The following is a 22,597-nucleotide window of genomic DNA, read 5'->3' as shown; positions in this document are numbered from 1 at the left end:
CACGCCCAGCGCACCGCCTTATCTTGATTTATGGATGGTCCTGAGCTCTGGCCGCTTGACTACTCGCCCGCCATCGGTTCCGTCATCTCCTGCTTGGCCTTTACCTCCGCCTTGAGGGCGTCCATGTCCTTGGCCAATTGAACCGCCGTCGCGTGGTCAAGATATGACTTTGCCTTTTCGAACACATCACTTTCTTCTTCTTCGACGTGGTGCGTAACGGAATGCTTCAATTCGCCGAACGCCTCCATCCACAGATCATCCGTGGGCGACAGAGACGAAACACGCTCCAGATTTATACGGATTTCATCATGTTCATGATTGGCGTGTTCGAGTTTTTCCTCAACCTGCTTGCTGCGGGTGGCATGCTCGATCGCCTTGTAGAAGGTCTGCTCTTCGGTTTCAGCGTGAAGAGATAGTTCCGCGTTGATCTTTTCAAATAGCGTCTGGCGTTCAGTCGGATCTGAGCTGGCTATGACCTGCTCCATCAAATCGGCGACGAGGCGGTGGTCTTTCTTAAGATAGTTGTAGATGTCCATAATGTGCTTCCTTCTGAGAACAATGGCTGTGCCGCCGGTTCAATACTTATGAAGGCCCCGGCATAAATTAGACATGCCGCGTTCGCAGTTTCCCGTAAGACTTGGATAAACCTCTTTTAATACTGATAGTCGATCTCAATCTGGCATTAAATATTGGTCTAGTTGAGGACATAAAAAGGCCGCGACACGCTACATGCATCGCGGCTTATGTTCTGCAACTTTTGGGAAGTGTAAAGAAACTACGCCTTAGTGACTTGACGTTCAGGATTGGGGCTGAGAGCGAGGCGCCGGCTTGAGCTTGGTTAGGCGGCGTCGAAACGGCAGCGCAATGGCAGAAAGGTTTTCCACGACCGGATGATCGGCATTGGCGCGGTCCAGGCCACCGAGTACAAAATCAAACATACCAATAGGCTGAGCATTGGCGAAGTGACGACGAGACCACATAGGAAGCAACCTTTCAGGTGAACGGTCAGACGAAAGCCTGACCACATAATCCTGATCTGCGGCCTGTAAGTTTGACACAACGATTGCTGTTGCCTGCCATAAACGGCGAATAAAGAAAAACGGCGCCTCTGTTTGAGCGGCCGTTTTTTTTTCAGTGAAGCAGCAACCCCGCCCTTATCGGCACTCGCCCAACACGGAGTCGGTTAAGCCGTGGCGCGGGCGCGTGCATCGAGTTCTCGCAAGAAAGCCACGCTCTCGTTCATCTGGTCTATGCCGTGACGGTGTTCGGCCGCCATGGCGCTCAGCCCACTCAAGGAGCGCTCAATATGGCCGCTCTGGGCGAAAATATCCTCCACCCTGGCAACCGTCTCTTCATACCGCAGGCTCTCGTGCTTGAACTGGTCACGCGTGGCGTCGATAATGCCTCCCAATTGTTTGAGCGAGCCTTCGATTTCACTGATAGCCCCTTGCGTATGGGTCAATGTCGCCTTGGTATCGCTGGCCAGCTTCTTCACCTCTCCCGCGACCACACTGAACCCGCGGCCCGCCTCTCCGGCGCGCGCCGCTTCGATAGTGGCGTTCAGCGCCAGCAAATTCGTCTGTGAGGTAATGGAATCGATAACGGCCAGGACCTGGCGCAGATTGACCAGGGCGGCGTTCAGGCTGGTGAATTTTTCACTGAGTTGCTGGGTGTTGCTGTCGTCGCCGCCACTGCGACGCTGCTCCCGCTCCATGGCATGGCGGATCCCATCCATGACGCCACCAACGTCGCCCACCTCAGTCAGTATCGTCTCTATCTTGGCCGCAATTCCGAGATGTTGTGAAATACCGTCGATCACGCCGGTGCGCAGCTTGTTGAGAATTTCAGCGCGGTTGAGGTGACAACGCGCGAAGTAATTGACGAAACGGGCATAACGGATGGGGAACTGATCAATGAAATCGTCCTGGTATCCGACGCCATTGTCCGCGAAAAAGGCCACCGCGGTCAGAGTCTGATTGACATTAATACCGAAAAGCTCGCCGAAGGTGGAAAAACCCACCGCCGGCGCCGGCCAGATGCCGCCGGCATTTTTCAAGGCCGCCTCATTGGACAGACGCCGCAGGATGCAATCATTCAGTATGACACCGAGTAAAGGCGGTTTGTCCTTCAGGAAAGCATCGACATCACGCCGTGTCTGGTCGATGAAATCCGTTGCTTCCAGCAGGATCAATTCGTCGCCCGGTCCAACATCGCAATAGAAGGTGATGGTTTCAGACTCGAAGTCTATGCCGGCCACGGAGCGAACGAACAGTTCTCCGTCTATTTCAATGCCGAAAGCCCGACCTTGCAATGCCGCTTCCAGACCCGCCGGTTTGACACGCAAAGCCTCGCACAAGGCGCTCACAAAGGGCACCACCTTGTTCGCCTTCTGGTCATATGTGGCGCTGACCGTCCGCTTATTGGGGTCGGCATCGACGACGACGAAATTGGGGCCAATCTTGCGGAAGTTTTGGCTCTTCATGACCCCATACCGCTTGCCCGCCGCCATTTTCGTAAAAATAACCAGGGCCTGGTTTTCGATGACCTTGCCGCCATCGAACAGGTAGGTCCTTTTGAAGTCCAGCTTGCCGCCGGCGGAACCGCCTATGAACAGACAGGGAAAGAGGCCGGCTTTATAGACCGCCTCCATGAAATAGCTCTCCGACATCGACACCCCGTCGATGAAGGTCAGGGCAAATGTATCGCGGGCATCGATCGCCATATTGGGACGGATAGTCGTCAGGGACTGGGCAATGCGCGATACGCGGTCCTCGCGGGTGCAGGTCACATGACCAGACCGAATATCCTCACAGTGCAGCGGCACGGAAAAAACCTCCACCGCCGCCAGAAGGTCAGACGAGAATATCTGGAGGACAATATTGTCCCAATTTTCGGCGGTAGTGCAATAAAGGGTCTTCTCATCATCGCACAATTCGCCGGCCGTGGTGGTCGCCACCAGGCGCACCGATCCTGCCAAATCGCTTAGACGACGGCATGCCTGCGCAAAGTCGATGTTCGGAGAGACATAGGCCACTATCAGCGAGGCAGGCTTATCGCCAAACTGAAAGTCGGATGCCTGGACGCCGGCCAGGGTGGAATCGCTTTTTACTGTGCGTATGAGCTGTGCCGGGGGCAGCGCTTCAGGCTCAAGACGTGTCGGTACGGAGGTTGCGACGCCTGCGTGCCCCGGATGTGACTTCGGATGCTTATTGAAAAACATGTGCGTCTCTGTCCTGAATATCTGCTTTTATATGCTTCCCAGTGAGTCTTGAATAAAAACGTTAATAACCATATAAGCGATATGGCCATACAATGGCCGCGCTCCAATGTGGCCGCTTATATCGACTTAGCGCGCCATCGTGATGGTCAGGCGAGCACCTTAGTCTTCGCAACCCTATTCCGTTCGTCGGGGCGTAACGTCAGCACCGACACGCCGGACGCAGTAACCGCAACCGTGTGCTCGAACTGAGCGGACAGTGATCCGTCCCGCGTCACGACCGTCCAGCCGTCAGGCTCCGTCCTCACATGTCTTCGACCTCGGTTCAACATGGGCTCGATCGTGAAAACCATGCCTTCACGCAAGGTGAGACCGGTACCTGGCTTACCAAAATGCAAGATCTGCGGCGCCTCGTGCATTTCCCGGCCAATGCCGTGACCGCAATATTCCCGCACCACGGAATAGCCATTCCGCTTGGCATGCCGTTCGATAGCCCAGCCAATATCTCCTAGCCGCGCGCCCGGTCGGACCGCCTCAATTCCCATCCACATGGCTTCATAGGTCGTCTCAACCAGCCTTCTGGCGGCCGGATTTACCTGCCCGACGAGGTAGGTCTTACTGGAATCGGCAATATAGCCATTCTTCTCAAGCGTGATATCGAGATTAACGATATCGCCGTCCCGCAACACGGTGGTTTGTGACGGGACGCCATGGCAAACCACCTCGTTCACCGATGAATTCAGGACGAAGCCATAGTCATATTGGCCCTTGCTAGCCGGACGGGCCTGGAGGTCGTGAACGATAAATTGCTCGACCATGGCATCGATCTGCAGCGTTGACAGACCGACAAGCGAGATCTGATCTAGCATTTCGAACACGGATGCCAATAACCGGCCGGATTCGGCCAATAATGCCAGTTCTTCAGGCTGCTTGGTCATGCCGCGCTCACAGCCAAAGGCTGAGCCGATACACCCGCAGACCTTAATTCGCTCTCCATGATCTGTGCGAAACTGAGGGTCGGATTGGTTTCACACAGTATACCGACCTTGATCCAGAAGGCGGCTTGCGCGTTGATCGAGCGATAAGAGACCTTGCTCGCCCGGCGCACCTGTTCGTGCAAATCATCGTCTATGTTTACAATACCCATTGAGCCACCTCGCATAATTCATATACGAAACGTATATACATCATACACACTAATGACAAGGTGGATCTGCGTGCAAACGGTGACTGCTGAGTGCGTGTAAGGCCTTGTTCTTAATAGATGGATCACCGGGTTAGCGGCACTCAGCGGCGGAGCACAGGGACCGAGGAAATTCTGGTAGTGTATTCCGGTTGTATATTGCGCCCCCAAAAGTCTGGCCCTATGCTTCGACCACGGCATTATACGACCTGACGTCATTTCAAGCTAAGCGCCTGGGGGGAATCATGAGTTTTCTGTCAAAGCAATTCATCGATATTCTGCAATGGCCTAACCCGCCTGCTAACGTGCTTAGCGCGCGATATGAGATGGAAGGTCAGGAAATACAAACGGGCGCCAAGCTTGTGGTGCGCGAAACCCAGGCAGCCCTGTTCCTTAACGAAGGCCAGGTGGCTGATCTTTTCGGGCCCGGCACCCACACGCTGACGACGCAGACCCTGCCGTTGCTCACCTATCTGATGAACTGGGACAAGGCCTTCCAGTCGCCGTTCAAGTCCGATGTCTTTTTCTTCAATCTTCGCGAACAAGTGGATCAAAAATGGGGTACGACCCAGCCCATCACCGTGCGCGATAAGGAGTTTGGACCGCTTCGTATCCGCGCCTTCGGTAACTATGCGTTCAAAATCAGCGATCCTAGGATTTACTGGACCCGCTTCTGCGGCAGCGGCACCCTATTCCGTGTCGCCGACATAGAAGGCCAGTTGCGGGCTGCTATACTTACGGGCATCGCCAGCTGTCTCGGGTCGGCAGAGATCGCGTTTGTCGATATGGCGGCGCAACAGGTTGAATTGTCAAAAACTTTGCAAACGGCGTTAACGCCAACCTTTACCGAAATGGGTCTGGCTCTGACGGCCTTCAATGTTCAGAGCCTGTCTCTGCCTGAAGAGTTGGAGACCCATCTGGATCGCGCGGTTTCGCAGCGTATTATGGGCAATCTGAGCGACTACACCCGATTCCAGGCGGCAGAAGCCCTTGGCACTGCCTCGAGCCAGCCAGGCAACGGCCTGGCCGGTGGCGCTATGGAGCTCGGTGCCGGACTGAGCATGGGCCAGATCATGGCGGGCGCACTCAATGCGTCGCTCAATTCTCCCGCCTTCGGACACGCCTCGGCAATGGAAAGCGACCCTATGGCACTATTGGAAAAACTGGGTGAGCTGCATCAAAAGGGTATATTGACCGACGCAGAATTCGCCGCCAAGAAGGCCGAAATTTTAAGCAAAATCAAATAAATGGCTGAGTTTACCTGCCCGTCGTGCGGGGCGCCGGTCCGGTTTACGTCCAGCGTGACGGTAAGCGCCGTGTGTTCCTATTGCCAAACCCTCGTTGTTCGCAAGGATCTCGATGTCGAAGCCATTGGGAAAATGGCGACCTTACCCGAGGATATGACCCCCTTTCGTATCGGCACAGAAGCCTATGATGGCGCCGTCGCCATACGCCTGATCGGACGGGTTCGCATGGCGTGGGCGGATGGCTTCTGGAACGAGTGGTTTTTCGTCAGAGAGGACGGCGGCAAGGGGTGGCTTGCCGAGGCCCAAGGCACCTATGCCTTGTCGTATGAACCCGACGCGCCCGTGGAAGACAACATTAAACGTGCCGTTGACCGATGGGTTGCCCAGAAAGATACGATATCCACCATCGTTGGCAAGACGCTGATACTCGGTGACCAGTTATACACCGTAACTGACCGTAAGGTGGCGGACTGCGTCGCGTGCGAAGGCGAACTGCCGATTATCAGTCCGCGCGGCCGGCGGTCGGTGAGCTTTGACTTCATGGGTGAGACAGACACGTTCGCCAGCGTAGAGAGCTCCAATGATGAAGTCCGCGTTTTTGTTGGACGTTACGTCGAATGGGGCGAACTCAAAGCGTCGAAGTTGAAGCCGGTCAAGGGATGGTCATGACGGATCGGACGTTTGGACAAAGACCGGCCGTCCAATCGGTCGGCGCTTTTCAATGCCCGACTTGCGGCGGCCCTATCGCCTTGCGTGCCGTGGGCATCAGCGTGACGGCGGTGTGCCGCCAGTGCAGCACCGTCATCGATACGGCCAACCCCAATCTGCGCGTCATCCAGGCCGCAAACAAGAAGGCTTTCGACACGGATATTGCCATTGGCACGCGTGGCGAATTGTTCGGCACGATGTGGGAAGTGATTGGCTATGTGCGAAAGTGGGTTAAGGGCACGGTGTACGCCTGGGATGAGTATCTGCTGTTTAACCCCTGGGAGGGTTTCCGCTTCCTGTCCCAATCCAACGGACATTGGACGTTTTTCAAACGCCTGAACCGCGCCATCGAGGGGATCGGGCGGAACACCAAACTCACCTATGACGACCAGACCTATACCGTCTTCAACAAGGACCGTGTTTTCGTCGACGCCGTACAAGGCGAATTCTATTGGCGCGTCAAGACGGGCGATGAGAGCGACGCCACCGACTATATATGCCCGCCGTACATGCTGAGCAGTGAGTCTACCGACGACGAGATCAACATCACGCATGGCGTCTATGTCGAACCAAACCTTATCAAAAAAGCTTTCCCCTACGCGCGCCTGGTGACACCATCGGGCGTAGGCGCCTGTCAGCCATCACCCCACGGCAGTCAAGGTGACACAATCGTACGATTAGGCGCCATTGCGGCCGGGGTGGCCATCGTGCTCCACCTCGCGATCAGCGGCGGGCTGCCGAACAAATCGGTCATCGAGGTAACCGGACATCCGATCCAGGTCATGCCGCTCCCAACGTCGACGCCATCTGCCTCTACACAACCCGCCGGCGGCGCTATGTGGAGCTTGCCTGGCGAAACGCAAACCGCGCCGACCGCGCAAACCCCGCAGACCGACGGACAGCCAGTCGTCACCGAGTCCTTTACCCTGCCGCGTATGACTAATATTCGCTTAGACACAGCCACCCAAATTGATAATGGCTGGGCCGATTTTGACCTGACTCTCATCAATGAGACGACCCAGGCCACCTACCCCATGCATGAATCCGTCAGCTATTATCACGGCCTCGATGATGGTGAGAGCTGGCATGAGGGACATAATGCGGCAAGGACCTGGTTATCCTCCGTTCCCGCAGGCCGCTATCATCTCGTCATTGACGCCGAGACGGATCAGTTCAGCAAGGATGGTCAATTGCCGTTTAGCTTGACCCTCCGGCGGGGGCTGACTGAATGGTCGAATCTTTGGATCGCCCTGCTGCTGATTTTGATATATCCCGGAATTGTGCTCTTTCGCCAATGGTCGTTCGAAAGCCAACGCTGGTCAAATTCTGACTTTAAGCCCGACGGCTCAAGAGCGGCGAGCATTGATAGCTCCGAAACAGAGAGCGACGAATGAAAAACTATCCCGTAATCTTTGTCCTCTTTTGCCTGGCCACAATTGGCGCCCTGGGCGCCGCCGACATGTTCGGTTACGGCATCGCCGGATGGATGGGCAGCAATAGTGCGCGTTCGGCTTCCCGCTTCGCTTCCCATTATCACAAATAGGACACCCCTTATGCATAACCTGGTTGATCTACATTATGTTGTCGCGGCCGTCGTCTTTTCGCTGATTGGGCTGGTCGTCTTTGCCGCGGCGTTCCTGTTGCTCGAGGTTCTGACCCCCAAGGTCGCCGTTTGGAAGGAAATCGTAGAAAAGCAGAATATGGCGCTGGCTGTGTTTCTGGGCTCTTTTGCCCTCGGCATTGCCTTCATCATCGGCTCGGCCATCCACGGCTAGATAGACTTTCATAGTGCAACGCCTTTTACTCGTCTCCGTTTTTGTCATCGCGACCTGCGGCCTCATCTACGAGCTGATCGCGGGGACGCTTGCCAGCTATTTGCTCGGCGATTCCATCACCCAGTTCTCGACGATTATCGGCGCCTACCTGTTCGCCATGGGCATCGGCTCCTGGGCGTCCGCCAAGGTCGACAAAAACCTGCTCGCCTTCTTCGTGCGCATCGAAATCCTTGTCGGCCTGGTCGGCGGTTCATCCGCCGCCATACTGTTCCTTCTCTTCGATCAGGTCGCCTCGTTCCGCTTCCTGCTCTATTTTATCGTCACCGTGATCGGCATTCTTGTCGGTATCGAAATCCCCATTCTGCTGCGCATTCTGAAAGATCGCTATGAGTTCAAGGACCTGGTCTCCCGGGTCTTTACGTTCGACTATATCGGCGCGTTATTTGCCTCGATCCTGTTCCCTTTGGTTCTTGTGCCGCACCTGGGCCTGATCCGATCGAGCTTCATGTTCGGGATATTCAACGTCATGGTGGCGCTGTGGCTGCTCTATTCGATTAAGGAGCCATTGCCATGGGCCCGCCTGCATAAGATCGCCGCCGGTATCGTCATGATTATTCTTACGCTCGGCTTTGTTTCCTCAGACAGGATCACCAGCCTTGCGGAATCGAACAGCTTCGGCGGTCACGTCATCTTCTCCAAGTCGACGCCTTATCAGCGCATTGTCATCACCCGCCAACAAAGCGACATCCGTCTCTACTTAAATTCAAACCTGCAATTCTCCTCACAGGACGAATACCGTTACCACGAAGCCCTCGTGCACCCGGTCATGAGTGCATTGCAGGCCCCGCGGAATATCCTGATTATCGGCGGCGGCGATGGACTGGCGCTCCGTGAAATCCTCAAATATCCAAGCGTCGCGCACGTCACCCTGGTCGATCTCGACCCGGCCATGACAAAGCTTTTTTCTTCCAGTCCCATGCTGCGTAAGCTGAACCAGGACTCGCTCCATTCTCCGAAACTCAAGGTCATCAATGCCGATGCCTTTATGTGGCTCAAACATCTGGGCGCCAATCGACCGATCTTCGACGCCATTTTTATCGACCTGCCCGATCCTTCCAATTTTTCCATTGGCAAGCTGTACAGCACCGCATTTTACAGCCTCCTGCATACGGTGATGGGCCCCGACAGCCTGGCCGTCATTCAAAGCACCTCGCCCCTCGTGGCGAGAAAATCTTTCTGGTGCGTCAACAACACCCTGCGCGCCAGCGGTTTCCAGACATCACCCTATCATGCCCTTGTGCCGGCGTTCGGCGACTGGGGGTATGTCATCGCCTCCAACCGGCCCTACACCGTCCCGACCCGCTACCCGGCAGGCCTGAGGTTCATCGACGCGGACACAGCGCGCGACATGTTCAGCTTCCCCCCCGACATGGGCCCCATCGCCACCAAGATACAACGCCTCGATGATCAGGCCCTCATCCATTATTTCGATGAGGAATGGTCGAAGTACCTGATCTATTGATGAAACCTACGCGGCGCCAGTTGTTGTATGGATCAGGATCCGCCGCCATCGGTATGGCAGCGATCTCGCCCTTTGTCTGGGATGCCATAAAGCCCAAAAAGCCGATCCCAGGCGGGATTGTCGGCGCCAACTCGGCGCGTGGCCACCGGCTGCGTGACGGGGCATTTCCCGCCCCCGTAGACAGTGGCAAACACGACGTGATCATCGTTGGGTCGGGTATAGCCGGTCTGAGCGCGGCCTATAATCTCGATAAGACTGGGATCCGCGACATACGGGTCTTGGAGTTGGAAGACCATGCCGGAGGCAATGCCCACAGCGGCAAGAACAATGTGTCCGCCTATCCGTGGGGGGCGCACTATGTGCCGCTGCTCAGTTCCGAGTCCGGGCACATAAAAGCGCTGTTTCGCGACTTCGGCATTATTACGGGCGAAGACAATGGCCTGCCGGTCTACAACGAAGACTATATTCTCAATGATCCGGACGAACGTCTCTTCCTGGAAGGCCGCTGGCAGGAAGGCCTCTTGCCGACCATAGGCGTATCCACCGACGACCAGGCGCAATACAAACGTTTCCTGACGCATATGGACAGCTTCAAGGTGAAACGTGGCGGCGACGACCGACGATGGTTCGCCATACCGATCGATGAAAGCAGCGCGGATGCAGACGCCCGCGCGCTTGATCGCCTGACCATGAAGGATTGGATGCTCACGGCCGGCTATACGTCGGAGCCCTTGCACGGCTTCGTCAACTATGGCTGTCGCGATGATTTCGGCGTCCGCCATGATGAAATTTCCGCCTATGCCGGCATCCACTATTTTGCCGGCCGCGATGGCAAGGCCGCCAACACAAAACCGGATTCGGTTATTACCTGGCCGGAGGGCAACGGCTTTCTTGCCCACAAATTGGCCGAGCCGATGGCCGGCCGCATCCTGCCCAATGCGCTTGTGTACAATATAAATGACACGGGCGCCGGCGTGGTTGTGGACTACTGGGACGGGCAGATCAGCCGCCGGCTTACCGCCCGCGCGGTGGTCGTTGCGACGCCGCGCTTTATCGCCGGGCGTCTTGTACCGCGGCTAAGATCTGCCGACTTTACCTACGCTCCGTGGGTGGTGGCCAATCTGACGCTGAATAGACTCCCCGGAGGCGTTGGCGCCGATGTGGCGTGGGACAACGTCATCAAGGACAGCCCGGCCCTGGGCTATGTTGTCGCCACGCACCAAGTCCCGCAAATGCAGCCTTTGCGAACCGTCATCACCTATTACTGGCCCCTGACACATGTCGCTCCGGCCGAGGCGCGCAAAGAAGCGATTGCCCGGACTTATGACGACTGGCAAATCCTGTTCCTCAGCGAACTGTATCGTGTGCACCCGGAGTTGGTCGGACAGGTGGCGCATATGGATGTCTGGCTATGGGGCCACGCCATGATCCGCCCTGTGCCGGGCTTCATCTGGGGCCAAGCCCGTCGGGACGCGCTAAAGCAAGCGCCGCCCATTTTCACCGCTCATTCCGATATGAGCGGCATCTCGATCTTTGAGGAAGCCTATACCCACGGCCTGAAAGCATCCGAAGCCGTAAAGGCGTTCCTGACATGACCCAACCCTATATCGCCAATGCCAAATTCGATCTGGCCTTTATCATCGGTCCCGCGTTCGTGGTTACCCTTGTCGCCGTTTTGGCCGCGCCCTGGGCGCAAAGTCTTGCCAGCTTTCCGGTCTGGCTATGGGTGATACTGATACTCGGCGTCGATGTCAGCCATGTCTATTCGACGCTTTTCCGGACCTATTTCGACCGCGACGAACTGCGGTTAAGGCCGCGGCTATACCAGCTCACCCCATTGCTTTTATGGGTCACCGGAGCCGTGCTCTACAGCTTCGACAGCCTGGTTTTCTGGCGCGGGCTGGCCTATCTGGCCATCTTCCATTTTGTCCGCCAGCAATACGGCTTCATGCTGATCTACGGACGGATGGAGACGGGCAACAAAAGGATAGACAAGGCGGCCATCTATGGCGCGACGATCCTGCCGCTGGTCTACTGGCTAAGCCATCCCCGCAGCTTCAACTGGTTTGTCGATGGCGACGTCGTAAGCCACACAGTACCCTATGTGTTTGAAATAGCGGCACTCCTCTATGCCGTAGTGCTGGCCGCTTATCTTTGGCAGGAAGTCCGACGTTGGCGCGAGACCAAAACCATCAACCTGCCCAAGAACCTGCTGTTGCTCGGCACCGGCCTATCTTGGGGCGTAGGCATAGTGGCCTTCGACAATGACATCATTTTTACCGCCACCAATGTTCTGGCCCACGGCATTCCCTACATCGCCCTGAACTGGCTCTACGGCGAAAATCGCCAGACGGTACAACCGTATATGCCCTATATTTGGTCGAAACTGGCGTGGCTGTTCAGGCCTATGATGATCCCCATCTATCTCAGCACCCTGGTCCTTCTGGCCTTTATAGAGGAAGGCCTGTGGGATAGGCTTGTCTGGCATGACCATCAAAACCTGTTCCAGACATTCTCCATGATTCCGGCGGTAGACGATCCTGCGGTTCTGGTCTGGCTTGTGCCTTTACTCAGTCTGCCGCAATCCACTCACTATGTCCTGGACGCTTTCATCTGGAGAAAGAATGGCAATGTTCCTGACTTCAAGCCTATTCTTTTCGGACAACGGCCATGACTGATCCCACCGTCCCTATCGTCCCCCCAGGCCAGCATTTACTCATCGACTTCTGGGACGCGCGCCACCTGACCGACCAGGCGCGCATCGAATGCGCGTTGCGCGACGCCGCCGAAGCTTGCGGCGCCACGGTCTTGAAACTTATGCTGCATGGGTTTGGCGAAGGCGCCGGCATTACGGGCGTGGCCATACTCGCGGAGTCACACATAAGCATTCATACCTGGCCGGAACTCAACTATGCGGCGCTCGATGTCTTCATGTGCGGCGCCTGCGACCCCCAAAAGGCCTTGCCCAGCCTGAGAGCGCACTTTGAGCCCAAAAGGGAGTCTGTCACTACGCACTATCGCGGCCGGATTTCTGTATCGGCGAATACTGCGAGCTTATAGCGCCATTCTGAACGCTTCAAGCAAACGAGACGGCTTATAAGGTACATTATTATGTATGTTACAAAAATGCATCCAAGCTTGCCAGATTTTATGGTGTTGCTATCTGGGTGTGCCATATTTGGGATTTTTGCATTCTTTGGAAAAGGGATTTTTTCATTTTTAACGTCAATGAAGATGTACAAATATCCTGAGCGGCAGCCATTCTCACCTGAATTTCTAATCTCGTTTTTCGGTTTTTCTTCTTCTGCGGGGTAGTCGGTACGGGAGCCTATGCCTTTTGGCTACTTGGTGGGCATTAGACATTCGACTGTCGTTTGATTCCACTGACCATTTGCCAGGGCCTGCATGACCGGGCCCTCCTACGCATAGAGTTAGATCCAAGGCTAGATTGCGGCACGTTACGTCACATTTTGTGCCTGATTTGTTCCGCAACCTTGTGGTAAGTCCATGCCATCCAAGGGGGAGTATCTATGTCCATTCAAAAAACCGCAATCGCCATCATCTGCACAGTTTTCATGGCACAGGGCTTAGCGCATGGCGCCGTGGCGACGACCGTATCGCAGCAAAACGCCATAGCCGAGGCCAAATCCTATCTCAGAGTTTCAGATTTTTCCAGGCAAGGCCTGATCGATCAGCTCAGTTCTTCCGTAGGCGGCTTTTCGGTCAGCGATGCGCAGATGGCAGTTGATAGTTTGAATATCGACTGGAATGCCGAAGCGGTTAAATCAGCGAAGGGCTACCTGCGATTGATGGCCTTTTCCTGTCAGGGCATGATCCACCAATTAGCGTCGCCAGCCGGTGGCAAGTTTACTCAAGCTCAGGCAGAGTATGGCGCCACAAATGCCGGCCTTTGCTCTGGCAGTGGCTCTACTGGCTCTGGACAGGTTGCAAATGTCTCCGTCCAGAATGCCGCATCGGCAGCTAAAACCTATCTACAGGTGTCTGCTTTTTCCCGACAGGGTCTTATTGATCAGCTCAGCTCCTCCGCTGGCGATAAATACGATGTCAATGATGCGCGAGCGGCCGTTGATAGCTTGAATGTCGACTGGAATGAGCAGGCAGTTCAGTCGGCGAAGTCGTATCTGAGTCTCATGAGCTTTTCCTGTCAGGGTATGATCCAGCAATTGGCATCGCCAGCAGGCGCAAAGTTTACCCAGGCTCAGGCGGAGTACGGCGCCCGGAAAGCTGGCATTTGTTCTTAAGCTAAAGAGAATTGTACGGATCGATATCGACTAGCGATCGCACCGCATTGGGCCTTTTGATCGCCGCCAACCAGTAGCGAACAAAGGCCTGCACATCGCGGTTGTGATCGGTCGGCTTATTTTGTGCCGCGGTCGAATTGGGCGTAGTGCCGAAAATAAGTGTAGGGATAACCACTACTCAAATCGTTGCGGCTCGGCCCCCGCTCTCCCCTTTTTGGCATTAGTAGATCCTAGTCATCCGGGCATAAAAACACCCGCCAGGCTTTCACCTAACGGGTTGTTTTATTTTGTATTTTGGTTGCGGGGGCCAGATTTGAACTGACGACCTTCAGGTTATGAGCCTGAGCAAAATTCGTACTACCTCATGAATTTAAAGTCAAATTTGGCACTTGAAAAATACTTGTGCTAATTGGTGTGCTAAAAAATGAGGGTTATTTCCGCCTATGTCGGGCAGTGTCAGCCGATCTTCTGAGCCACAGACAAGATCGCTGTCCATCGCGATGGGGAATCGGCTTCATGGTCGAGAACCATCCGCACAGAGCGTTCACGGATATCAGGGGAGAATTTATTCGTCGTATTGTTGGTTATAGCCCTATCTACTCACGAGTTATGGCCTCGGGCAAATCCGATGCGGTTCAGAGATCTGGTGGTCCTAGCCTCAAAGCGAATTACTCGCAGCCGAGATGGCGTACCTCGATAGCGAAATCTATGGTCGATCCGACGTTACGTTGACGACCAGGCATCTGACTGCGGTAGATCGCTTTAAAATCTGATCGGAATGCCAAGCGGTGAAATTTTCCGTCGCTTGGTCATCAGGGATACCGGTGTACACGGCTCGCACGTGTTCACGCCAATCAAGCTTCGAAGACATCGTCATTGTTTTCCGTTCTCCGCTGCTTGAGATACTCAATTTGCTGAGCATCTTTCGTCATCGCCCGGCTAAGCTGCAGCGCCAAGTTTATGAACTGCTCGGTGGTTTTCTCAATGCCATCAATCGGTTCAACCGATTGCTTGATGATACAGTCGCTGATCGTTTCCTGGGTGTTAAGGCTCGCTATGTCAACGATGTCGGGCATATCATTATATACCAGCAATTGTCGTTCACGTGACATACGCCACATCAATGCGCCCATGGCATTTGATTGATGAAGGTATCGATAAAGCGAAGCTGACAGTTTTCTGTTTGAAGGGATTATCGACTCTTTCGCCGCTTTTGCCAGACTTGTCGCACGCTCACAGCTGATAACGCAGTCTGCAAAGGCGCGAAAAGGCTTTGCCTTCGCTCCAAATATCCTATCGATTTTGACCGCTGTCTTCTCAAGCTGGTCAAAAATGTGCAAATTCTCCTCGAAAAAAATGTACTGCAGAACAATGTTACTCATCAGTAACTGCAGCACGGGGCCTTTCTGAATCTGCTCCAGAAATTCGGTATAGAGGTCATAAAGCAGTCTCTCATCCAGCCTGGCACCTGGATGTTTGAGAGTCTTTGAAAATGTCGAAATCAGAAGGCTAAGATTGAGTGTCGCGCGGGTTGCGTTCCAGTTAGTGCGTGCCAGATTTATGGCGGCTTCAACTGACTCAACTTTTGCAGCCTTGACGTCGTCAGCGGCGCCAAAGGCAAAAGCCAGGGCCCCTTCATCAATGCTCACGCACTTGGTGCCGTCAAGGCGGTACAGTTCTAGTCCGCGATCGAGATCAACGACGAGCGTCCGGGCCAGTCCCGAGTACAGAATCTCTATGTGTTGAGAGCTCAAAGTGACTCAGCCAACCATTAATTAGTGTTATGTACGGCCTGTCCGCTTCGGAGATGTGGGCCGGTGGCTTTACACTTCTAATTGATTCTCTTTCAACGTCACCATAGATATGAATCTCGAGATAATCTGTCTCGAGAAACGCCATACCTTCACTAAGTACGATTCTTCGAAAGTCAGCCGCCGTATGTGTGGCCTTAAGCTTGCTATGTAACTTGGCCGAAGCGAGGACGTGAACGTGAGCCCAGAACGCGACACGACCGGTTGTTGCTGACCAATTCTGTTCCCGCCAATCTTCGACGTCATCTTCCTCAGGCTGTTGAAAAAGACGGACGGTGCCGTACTCCAGAACCGTGGCGCGGTCCGTCAAGACTGTTTCGTCGATCTTCAGATGATAACTTCCGAAAACCGGAAGCCCTTCATCTGTCAGCGACAGTACCGCTGACGTGATTTTATAGGATAAACCGGGATAAACCTTATTATCTGCTTCCGTTTTGACCTTTTGAGCGCGGGTTTCGTGACGCATCGATTCTGCGGAAAACGGACTCACTTTGAAACGCTGTAACAGCGGAAGGTCATCAAATACGTAAGCCAGCATTTCCTCAGGTTGCTTACTGATAATTGCGCTTCCCGACTTAACTGCAGCGGTAAACTCCTCCAGCGCGAACTTTCGCTCTTGTCTCGTTTTCCTGTACGCAGTGCTCGACCAACGTCGCGTCAGCGCCTCGCGTTCTGCAACCGCCAGTCGTACATTTGGAGGGGTGGGATCGTCCAGGCAGGTACCGCAAAGCCTTTCACCCGGCAGAACTGTCGATGAACATTTCTCACAGATTTGCTGGGTCAAGGAATGGGTTTCCAGAGCCGGTGAGATGCCCGGACAATAACGAATCAATAACTAAATGATTGAAAGCAAAGCAGAGTTCGGTCAACGGATTATTTTTCAAGAAGAGAAATTTATTTGATAATTTTCTTCGTAAAATCAGTATAATGCGCCTTGCCATCAAACAGTCGGTCTGGCGTCGGCAGGGAAATCATGAAAGATGACGTCAGTGATAATGCGTCAGATGAGGGGCAGGCAACCGTTTCATCCGCTCAGAAACCGGCTTCGGCTCAGTCGATGTTTCCTCCGAGACGAAGGTCTAAGCACAATACCTTGTCTGACCAGCGCAGGGCAGAATTTCCCGTATCTGAGATTGCACTAGGCAAGAAGAATTCGGCCGCATCGGTGCGCAACCCGCCGAAGACATTCAGCGAGAAATACCCCTTCACATTCGATGAAGATGCAGCAGAGGCGATCTGGCTGGCAGCGTCTCTTGATGAACTAAGGATGAAGCAGGTCAGGACCCTCTCGCCGGTCATTCTATTTTTGGCCTTGAGCGAGAAGGTAACCTCCGATGAGTACCCTGTGTTGTCGAAGAGTGTCGATCGACACGCGCTGCTGCGTGCCCTCCTGGAGATATCACATACTACACAGGCGGCGCTGCGAAACGCGTTTCTTGCGGAGTTGCCAGATCTTGGTCAGGCTATTCAGTATCCTCAAAAAGGGAGGGACAAGGCAACCATAAGACCGCCAAGTGACCCGTTGCGATCTGTTTTATCCGACGCCCAGCAACGCGCAAACAGCGACCACGAAGGCGCGATCTCGCTCAACCACCTCATTGAAGCTCTGCTGACAGGGAATGGAACTGAAATTGATCGCCTGCTGCGCCAGGCGGGTGGAGCCAGTGCTTCGGTTCTTGCGGCATACCGGGCTGCAAGGGCAGGTCGTATTGCCCAGAATCTGCTAAATGATCTGGCTGGGTCGACGGACCGGTTGGGCTATTCCGTGTATGCGAAGGCCATCAGCGAATTCCTTCTCGACGCCAACACCGAACCACCGATCAGCGTCAGCATTCAGGCGCCTTGGGGCGTCGGCAAGTCCTCATTGATGAAGCAAATCAGAGAGCGGCTCGACCCTGAAGCATCCAGAACCAAATTTGCCTCCGGCTCAGTCAACATATTCGCCGCCCCCCATCTGCAGTTAAAACATGTTCTCCGCTTCCTTAAAAATCGCGTTGATGTTTTTGCGTGTCTGCACGATTGGGCGGAACGCAAAATTGTATCAGGCAATAAGCCACGCAGTAAAACCCGGCTTCTGAATTTCTTGTCTGGGTTCGGCGGGCTGTACAAAAGCGCCGAGACCGAAGCCTTTAATGGCGCAAAGCGATGCACTGTCTGGTTTAACGCATGGCAATACGAGAACTCCTCTCAGGTTTGGGCGGGGCTGGTCGACGCGATTGTCAGTCAGATCAGTGACCGCCTACCGCTTGCACAACGAGAACTCTTTCTGCTCAAATTGCACCTATCGCGTCTTGACGATGATCTAGTCAGAAAAAAAATCTATGACCGTATTGCGCACTTTTGGTGGGTAAGAGTTAAGGGCTGGGGCATTGCTGGAATGGCAGCGATATCCGCCTTTTATAGTCTGGCGTTTGCGAACATACAATTTCCGCTTAAGAGCCTGCTACCACAGGTCAACTGGTCAGGGTTGGGCACCTGGACGGCAGTAGGATTGGTCCTGCATATTGCCGTTGCATATGCACGAGCCAAAGGCGCGGCGGAAAAGGAGCCTGCGAACTTTAGCCTTTCGAACTACATGAATGTGCCCGACTATTCGGCAGCGGCAGGTAAGATTCATGAAATTCAAAAAGACCTGCTGCGCGTTCTAGACCTGTTGCCGAGGGATGCCTCTGGCATGCACCAACCGCTGGTGATCTTTATTGATGACCTTGACCGGTGCACACCGGCGAATATCGCGAGTGTTGTGGAAGGCGTGAGCATGTTTCTCGCAAGCGACCTTTATCGTGCGATGTTTGTTATCGGCATGGACCCTCAGATGATTGCTGCAGCCTTGGAAGCAGCACATGCCCCTATCGTTGCCAACCTCCCGAAATCAGCGCGTAGCGTACCGATCGGCTGGCGCTTCATGGATAAATTTGTACAGTTGCCGTTCACAATACCACCTTCGCGGCCAGAAGGTTTGATCGGACTTGTTGGAGAGTTGAGCGAGATCGAGAAAACCAACCAACGTCCTGCAATCGAAATTGCGCCGGCACCTTCTAAGCCACGCTCTAAACTGGTGCGGACGTGGGAATTAGCGGCGAAGACCTTATTGTTCCGATCCATCGAAACCTCGGCAACTGAGGAATTGCAATTCCCAAATCCGGGTAAGCACGTGATAGATGACGGCTATCCGCTCGATGTCGACATTGATCAGATGCACGACATGGCTGAGATCGTGAAAATGATTGCGAAGTACTCTGGTTCCAACCCTCGCGAGCTAAAACGTATGACCAATATGGCAAGATTTTATCTCTTACTACGCAATGAGAAACTGTCGAAAGTAGACGGCAGGTGGCAAGCGCCTTCACTTAGTCAATATGCGAGATGGGTAGCCATATGTTGTGTGTGGCCGGATATGGCGCGGTGGCTGCTCTGGGGCTCGGATGAGGTGGATGGCGATGCACCAGACTCAATGTTGTCTTTTAGATTAAAATGCCTGGAAGATGTCGCGTCCAAGACCGCCATCCTCGCAGATTGGCAACAGGGATTGACTGACCGGCTGAAAATGCAAAGTGAACGAGGCGATCAATGGTGTGCAGACACCAGAATATTTCGTTTTTTTAAAATGGAAAGTGCACTGGAACCAACTGCCCGATTATCTCATGCTGTATCGCTTGGGTTTTGGTGAGCAGGTGTCAGGTCAGAGGGATGACCTGAGTTCTGAATGCCTGCCGGGAATGAATCAAGCCCGATTGACATAAACCTTGTCACCGTATCGCCCTTGTCGAGAAAGCTGACTGCTGTGGGTGCGCACCTGATTTGGGCCTGTGCGGCTACGCTGAACCCGTGCTTTGTTCGCGAAGGAACTGTAGTAATTTGATTTTCTGAGTCATGGCTCGGGCGGAGAGAAGGGTGAGCAGTGTTCTGAGGTGTCCATCAATTGCGCTGTGGTTTCAGGGGTTCTGCACACCTCTCCAGGCGCTCAGCGGCCGAGCGATGTGAAGTGCTTCTACGAGCGGGCTGTTCCTGCAGTCGCGCCATAAAACGGATCGCGTGTCCATCTGACATCAAGTCGGACATTAAATTTCCTCGTCTTCTATACCTGCATTTTGGAACTAAAATTATAATGCATCAAGTGCTTCAGCTTTGACGGCGGCCCGTGGGTGTAGGGGCTGCTAACGGGTGCGCTTGATCGGCGCGAGCATTAGCCCGGCCGACCATTGGATACAGTGGGGTAGATCTTACCTCTCCAAATCCCGCTCAGGCCTTTCCGACCCATGATACCTGCCAGTTAAACCGATATCCCGCGCCGTGTCGCCAGCGTCCCTATGCACCCCACGACGCCTCGCAAACCACTCTGCGGCTTCTCTCGGATAATCCAGTGTCGTCTCTTTCGCGCCCGACCGGCTGAGCTTCTGCATGAACGTCGCTCCATCCCTGAACTCATCTTGGCCGCCATAGACCGATGCCCGGTCCCGATGCCGCGTCATGCCCACATAGGTCAGATGCCGGTCCATGGTGTTCGACGCCAACAGGAATGACCGATCCACGGTCGCGCCCTGGGTCTTGTGGATTGTGGTGGCATATCCATGATCGAACGCTTTGTACTTCGACGGATCGATCTCAACCTGGCCCTTGCCGCCGTCGAGCCTGACCGACAACCGCCCCTGCTCCGTCCGTTCGACCGTCCCAAGCATTCCGTTCTTCACGCCCATGTCCCGGTTGTTTTCCAGAAACACCAGCCGGTCACTTTTGGTAAAGGTGCGGACACCGTCGTTGGTGTCATAGACATGTTCGACAGTGTCTGCATTTCCGGCTCGCCTCACCGAAACCGGAAGCTTCCCTGATTCCTGAAGCGCCATTCGGATGTCAATATTGAGCAGCCTGACATCGGCCCGCCGATGCGCCATGGCCAGACGCGAACCGTTGGGATTGTCTTCCATGTCCTTCACATAGTCCCTGACAAGCTTCTGGCGGGCACTATCCTGCGTGTCTGCCATGGTGACCGCCCCATGCCGAATGTAGGCCTCCAGCGCCTCTGCTGTTCGATGGGAGGCGAACAGAACGGACGCGTCGCGCTGCCAGTCCTGACGCTGCCGCCGGACCTCCTGAAGCTCGGCTGTGCCGACATGCTCAACGATCGACCGGAAGGCCGCACCGGCGCCGATGGCCTGGAGCTGTTCATGGTCACCGACCAGCACAAGCTTTGCGCCGGATTGTCTGGCTTCCTCGACAAACTTAGCCATCTGGCGGGAGCCGATCATGCCGGCCTCGTCGATGATAAACACGTCCTTCGATGTCAGCCGGCCCTTGCCCTTCTTCCAGCCATGCTCCCACGATGCCAGTGTGCGTGAAGTGATGCCGGAGGACTCCTCCAGCCCTTCCGCTGCCTTGCCAGCCAGGGCCGCGCCATGGACCGTGTACCCTTGCGCCTCCCAGGCCTCCCGTGCGGCGATGAGCATGGTGCTCTTGCCGGCCCCGGCATAGCCTACCACCGCGCTGATCTGGCGGCCGGCTGTCACGTGACGGATGGCATACCGCTGCTCATCACTTAAGCCCACATCTCTGACGCGTTCCGTGACCTCTTCCCTGGATAATCTCTTCTCCTGGATTTCCGCTTTCATGTCGGTGAGTTTGGCCCACACCAGCGCGCGGGTCTGCTCGCTGATTGCCGCGTCAACAAGCGAGCGTTCTGTTACATGGCTGCCGGTATCGTTCATACGCATGGCCGACTGGATCATGCCGCTTTCCAGTTCGACCATTTCCCGTGTCGAATATTTGGCCGGCGTTTGTGCATTTGGCTCGGTCAGTTGTACAAGCTGATCCGACACCATGACCTTTGTCAGCAGGGCCTGGAACTCCTGCGGATCGTCATTCACATAGCGGTGAAGCGTCCTTGCCATATCGCGTTTGTCGAACACGCTCTTCTCATTGGTGATCATGTCGAGCACAACAGCCGGGTTTTGCCGGATGCGCGCGGCATTTCTACGGGCGGCTTCCGCTTCCACCCTTTGTCGCTCGACATCGAGTCCGCGCTTGTCCATCTGCGTCGCGTGGACACCCATGTGCTGGGTCGGCTCCAGTGACAGCCCACGCTCCTGATGCGAGCGGTGATCGATGCGTACATCATGACCGGCCTTGGCCAGATGCAGATTGGCCAGTTCCTCCCACTCCAGACGCAGGGTCTTTAGCTGCTGGTGCGAAGTTGGCAGACTGTTATCGACCAGCCAGCGGTTCTCCCGCTCCAACAAGGTCTTGTCACCTAAACCCACCTCTGTCACTTCGCGGGTGGTTATCATGACATGGGCATGGTGGTTACGGACATCGGTGTCGTCATCCGGCGAATGGATGGCAAAGTCTACGGCGACCTTGTAGCGCTCCGCTATCTCCCTGGCGAAGTTGCGCGTCAGCTCCAGTCGCTCTTCTGCCAACAGTTCATTCGGCAGGGCAATCTCGAACTCCCGCGCCACGCGCGCGTCTTTGCGCTTTTCGGCAAACTCAGCGGCATTCCACAATGTCTCCCGGTCGCGCGCCCATTCGGCATTGCTGCCTTCCGGCAAAACGATCTCGGTATGCTCGATGCCGGACTTGGCGCGGAAGTCATGCACCAGGCCGTCACGCTCATTGACCAGCCGTTCCCCGGACCGATAAGCGGCGGCAGCCACGGCGCTACGCCCGCTGCTGCGGGCGATGGGCTTCATGCTCAAATGATAAATCGCCATGCCCTCCCTGCCCTTCTCTCAAGCCCCTGCGGCCGCCTTGAGTTGCCTGCAACTCGTAAGTGCGCCCTTGTGTGCTCTTCGCTTCGCTCGATCACACCCGGTGTGCCGCACATTGCTGGACCATCAGGACATCATAATACCGTCCATTTGTCCACTTTTGCGATAGCA

Annotated in this window: 20 protein-coding genes and 1 pseudogene; 11 read left to right on the top strand and 10 right to left on the bottom strand. The window is 54.9% G+C overall.

From position 1 onward, the window contains the following. Positions 1-59: 59 nt before the first annotated feature. The 5 genes from RCJ00_RS20545 to RCJ00_RS20525 form a co-directional block, all read right to left on the bottom strand. The gene (locus RCJ00_RS20545; protein ID WP_316224268.1) at positions 60-536 is read right to left on the bottom strand and encodes a hemerythrin domain-containing protein; all 477 of its coding nucleotides are present in this window, start codon (positions 534-536) and stop codon (positions 60-62) included. Between the two features lie 261 nt (positions 537-797). Continuing rightward, positions 798-980: a hypothetical protein gene (locus RCJ00_RS20540; protein WP_316224267.1), complete on the bottom strand. Its 183-nt coding sequence runs from the start codon at positions 978-980 to the stop codon at positions 798-800. 203 nt (positions 981-1,183) lie between these two features. Further along, on the bottom strand, positions 1,184-3,220 hold the full coding sequence (locus RCJ00_RS20535; protein ID WP_316224265.1) for a methyl-accepting chemotaxis protein: 2,037 nt from the start codon (positions 3,218-3,220) through the stop codon (positions 1,184-1,186). Positions 3,221-3,366: 146 nt separating this feature from the next. Beyond that, entirely contained in the window at positions 3,367-4,155 is a 789-nt protein-coding gene (gene map / locus RCJ00_RS20530) for a type I methionyl aminopeptidase (RefSeq protein WP_316224264.1), read from the bottom strand. Then, the gene (locus RCJ00_RS20525; RefSeq protein ID WP_316224263.1) at positions 4,152-4,364 is read right to left on the bottom strand and encodes a ParD-like family protein; all 213 of its coding nucleotides are present in this window, start codon (positions 4,362-4,364) and stop codon (positions 4,152-4,154) included. Before RCJ00_RS20525 ends, map begins: the two co-directional genes overlap by 4 nt. A 281-nt stretch (positions 4,365-4,645) precedes the next feature. Between RCJ00_RS20525 and RCJ00_RS20520 the strand changes: the two genes are divergently transcribed. The 10 genes from RCJ00_RS20520 to RCJ00_RS20475 all read left to right on the top strand — a co-directional run bounded on the left by RCJ00_RS20520 (position 4,646) and on the right by RCJ00_RS20475 (position 13,914). Continuing rightward, positions 4,646-5,647, top strand: coding sequence for an SPFH domain-containing protein (locus tag RCJ00_RS20520; RefSeq protein ID WP_316224262.1), 1,002 nt, complete (start codon positions 4,646-4,648; stop codon positions 5,645-5,647). After that, positions 5,648-6,316 carry a DUF4178 domain-containing protein gene (locus tag RCJ00_RS20515; protein WP_316224261.1) on the top strand — a complete coding sequence of 223 codons (669 nt, stop codon included), beginning with the start codon at positions 5,648-5,650 and terminating at the stop codon, positions 6,314-6,316. Beyond that, positions 6,313-7,749, top strand: a complete 1,437-nt coding sequence (locus RCJ00_RS20510) for a DUF4178 domain-containing protein (protein WP_316224260.1) — start codon at positions 6,313-6,315, stop codon at positions 7,747-7,749. The genes RCJ00_RS20515 and RCJ00_RS20510 overlap by 4 nt, the downstream gene beginning before the upstream one ends. Then, positions 7,746-7,898 carry a hypothetical protein gene (locus tag RCJ00_RS20505; protein WP_023459496.1) on the top strand — a complete coding sequence of 51 codons (153 nt, stop codon included), beginning with the start codon at positions 7,746-7,748 and terminating at the stop codon, positions 7,896-7,898. Before RCJ00_RS20510 ends, RCJ00_RS20505 begins: the two co-directional genes overlap by 4 nt. Positions 7,899-7,908: 10 nt before the next feature. Further along, entirely contained in the window at positions 7,909-8,130 is a 222-nt protein-coding gene (locus RCJ00_RS20500; RefSeq protein ID WP_316224258.1) for a DUF350 domain-containing protein, read from the top strand. Positions 8,131-8,143: 13 nt separating this feature from the next. Then, complete coding sequence (locus RCJ00_RS20495; RefSeq protein WP_316224256.1) at positions 8,144-9,652, top strand: polyamine aminopropyltransferase; 1,509 nt, start codon at positions 8,144-8,146, stop codon at positions 9,650-9,652. Next, positions 9,652-11,247: an FAD-dependent oxidoreductase gene (locus tag RCJ00_RS20490; RefSeq protein ID WP_316224255.1), complete on the top strand. Its 1,596-nt coding sequence runs from the start codon at positions 9,652-9,654 to the stop codon at positions 11,245-11,247. Before RCJ00_RS20495 ends, RCJ00_RS20490 begins: the two co-directional genes overlap by 1 nt. Beyond that, complete coding sequence (locus RCJ00_RS20485; protein ID WP_316224254.1) at positions 11,244-12,326, top strand: hypothetical protein; 1,083 nt, start codon at positions 11,244-11,246, stop codon at positions 12,324-12,326. The genes RCJ00_RS20490 and RCJ00_RS20485 overlap by 4 nt, the downstream gene beginning before the upstream one ends. After that, positions 12,323-12,712, top strand: a complete 390-nt coding sequence (gene speD / locus RCJ00_RS20480) for an adenosylmethionine decarboxylase (protein WP_316224252.1) — start codon at positions 12,323-12,325, stop codon at positions 12,710-12,712. The genes RCJ00_RS20485 and speD overlap by 4 nt, the downstream gene beginning before the upstream one ends. Before the next feature lie 470 nt (positions 12,713-13,182). Then, positions 13,183-13,914 (top strand): Ltp family lipoprotein, encoded by a 732-nt coding sequence (locus RCJ00_RS20475; RefSeq protein ID WP_316224251.1) that lies wholly within the window; start codon positions 13,183-13,185, stop codon positions 13,912-13,914. A 1-nt stretch (position 13,915) separates the two neighbouring features. Here RCJ00_RS20475 and RCJ00_RS20470 read toward each other — a convergent pair whose 3' ends face one another. From RCJ00_RS20470 to RCJ00_RS20455, 4 genes and pseudogenes are all read right to left on the bottom strand, one after another. Further along, positions 13,916-14,089 (bottom strand): hypothetical protein, encoded by a 174-nt coding sequence (locus RCJ00_RS20470; protein ID WP_316224249.1) that lies wholly within the window; start codon positions 14,087-14,089, stop codon positions 13,916-13,918. A gap of 284 nt (positions 14,090-14,373) precedes the next feature. Beyond that, positions 14,374-14,502 (bottom strand): annotated as a pseudogene (locus tag RCJ00_RS20465) (IS3 family transposase); the annotation flags it as partial. A 266-nt stretch (positions 14,503-14,768) separates the two neighbouring features. Next, a complete protein-coding gene (locus RCJ00_RS20460; RefSeq protein ID WP_316224248.1) occupies positions 14,769-15,563 on the bottom strand; it encodes a hypothetical protein in 795 nt (264 codons plus the stop codon). Between the two features lie 46 nt (positions 15,564-15,609). Next, the gene (locus tag RCJ00_RS20455; protein WP_316224247.1) at positions 15,610-16,509 is read right to left on the bottom strand and encodes a hypothetical protein; all 900 of its coding nucleotides are present in this window, start codon (positions 16,507-16,509) and stop codon (positions 15,610-15,612) included. 189 nt (positions 16,510-16,698) lie between these two features. Between RCJ00_RS20455 and RCJ00_RS20450 the strand changes: the two genes are divergently transcribed. Then, positions 16,699-19,395: a KAP family P-loop NTPase fold protein gene (locus RCJ00_RS20450; protein ID WP_316224246.1), complete on the top strand. Its 2,697-nt coding sequence runs from the start codon at positions 16,699-16,701 to the stop codon at positions 19,393-19,395. Between the two features lie 553 nt (positions 19,396-19,948). On the opposite strand, the gene traA is transcribed toward RCJ00_RS20450, so the two are convergent. Further along, entirely contained in the window at positions 19,949-22,429 is a 2,481-nt protein-coding gene (traA, locus tag RCJ00_RS20445) for a Ti-type conjugative transfer relaxase TraA (RefSeq protein WP_316224245.1), read from the bottom strand. Between the last annotated feature and the right edge of the window lie 168 nt (positions 22,430-22,597).

The sequence above is a fragment of the Asticcacaulis aquihabitans genome, assembly GCF_032490435.1.
Lineage (GTDB): Bacteria > Pseudomonadota > Alphaproteobacteria > Caulobacterales > Caulobacteraceae > Asticcacaulis.
This window is presented reverse-complemented; position numbering and strand designations above follow the sequence as displayed.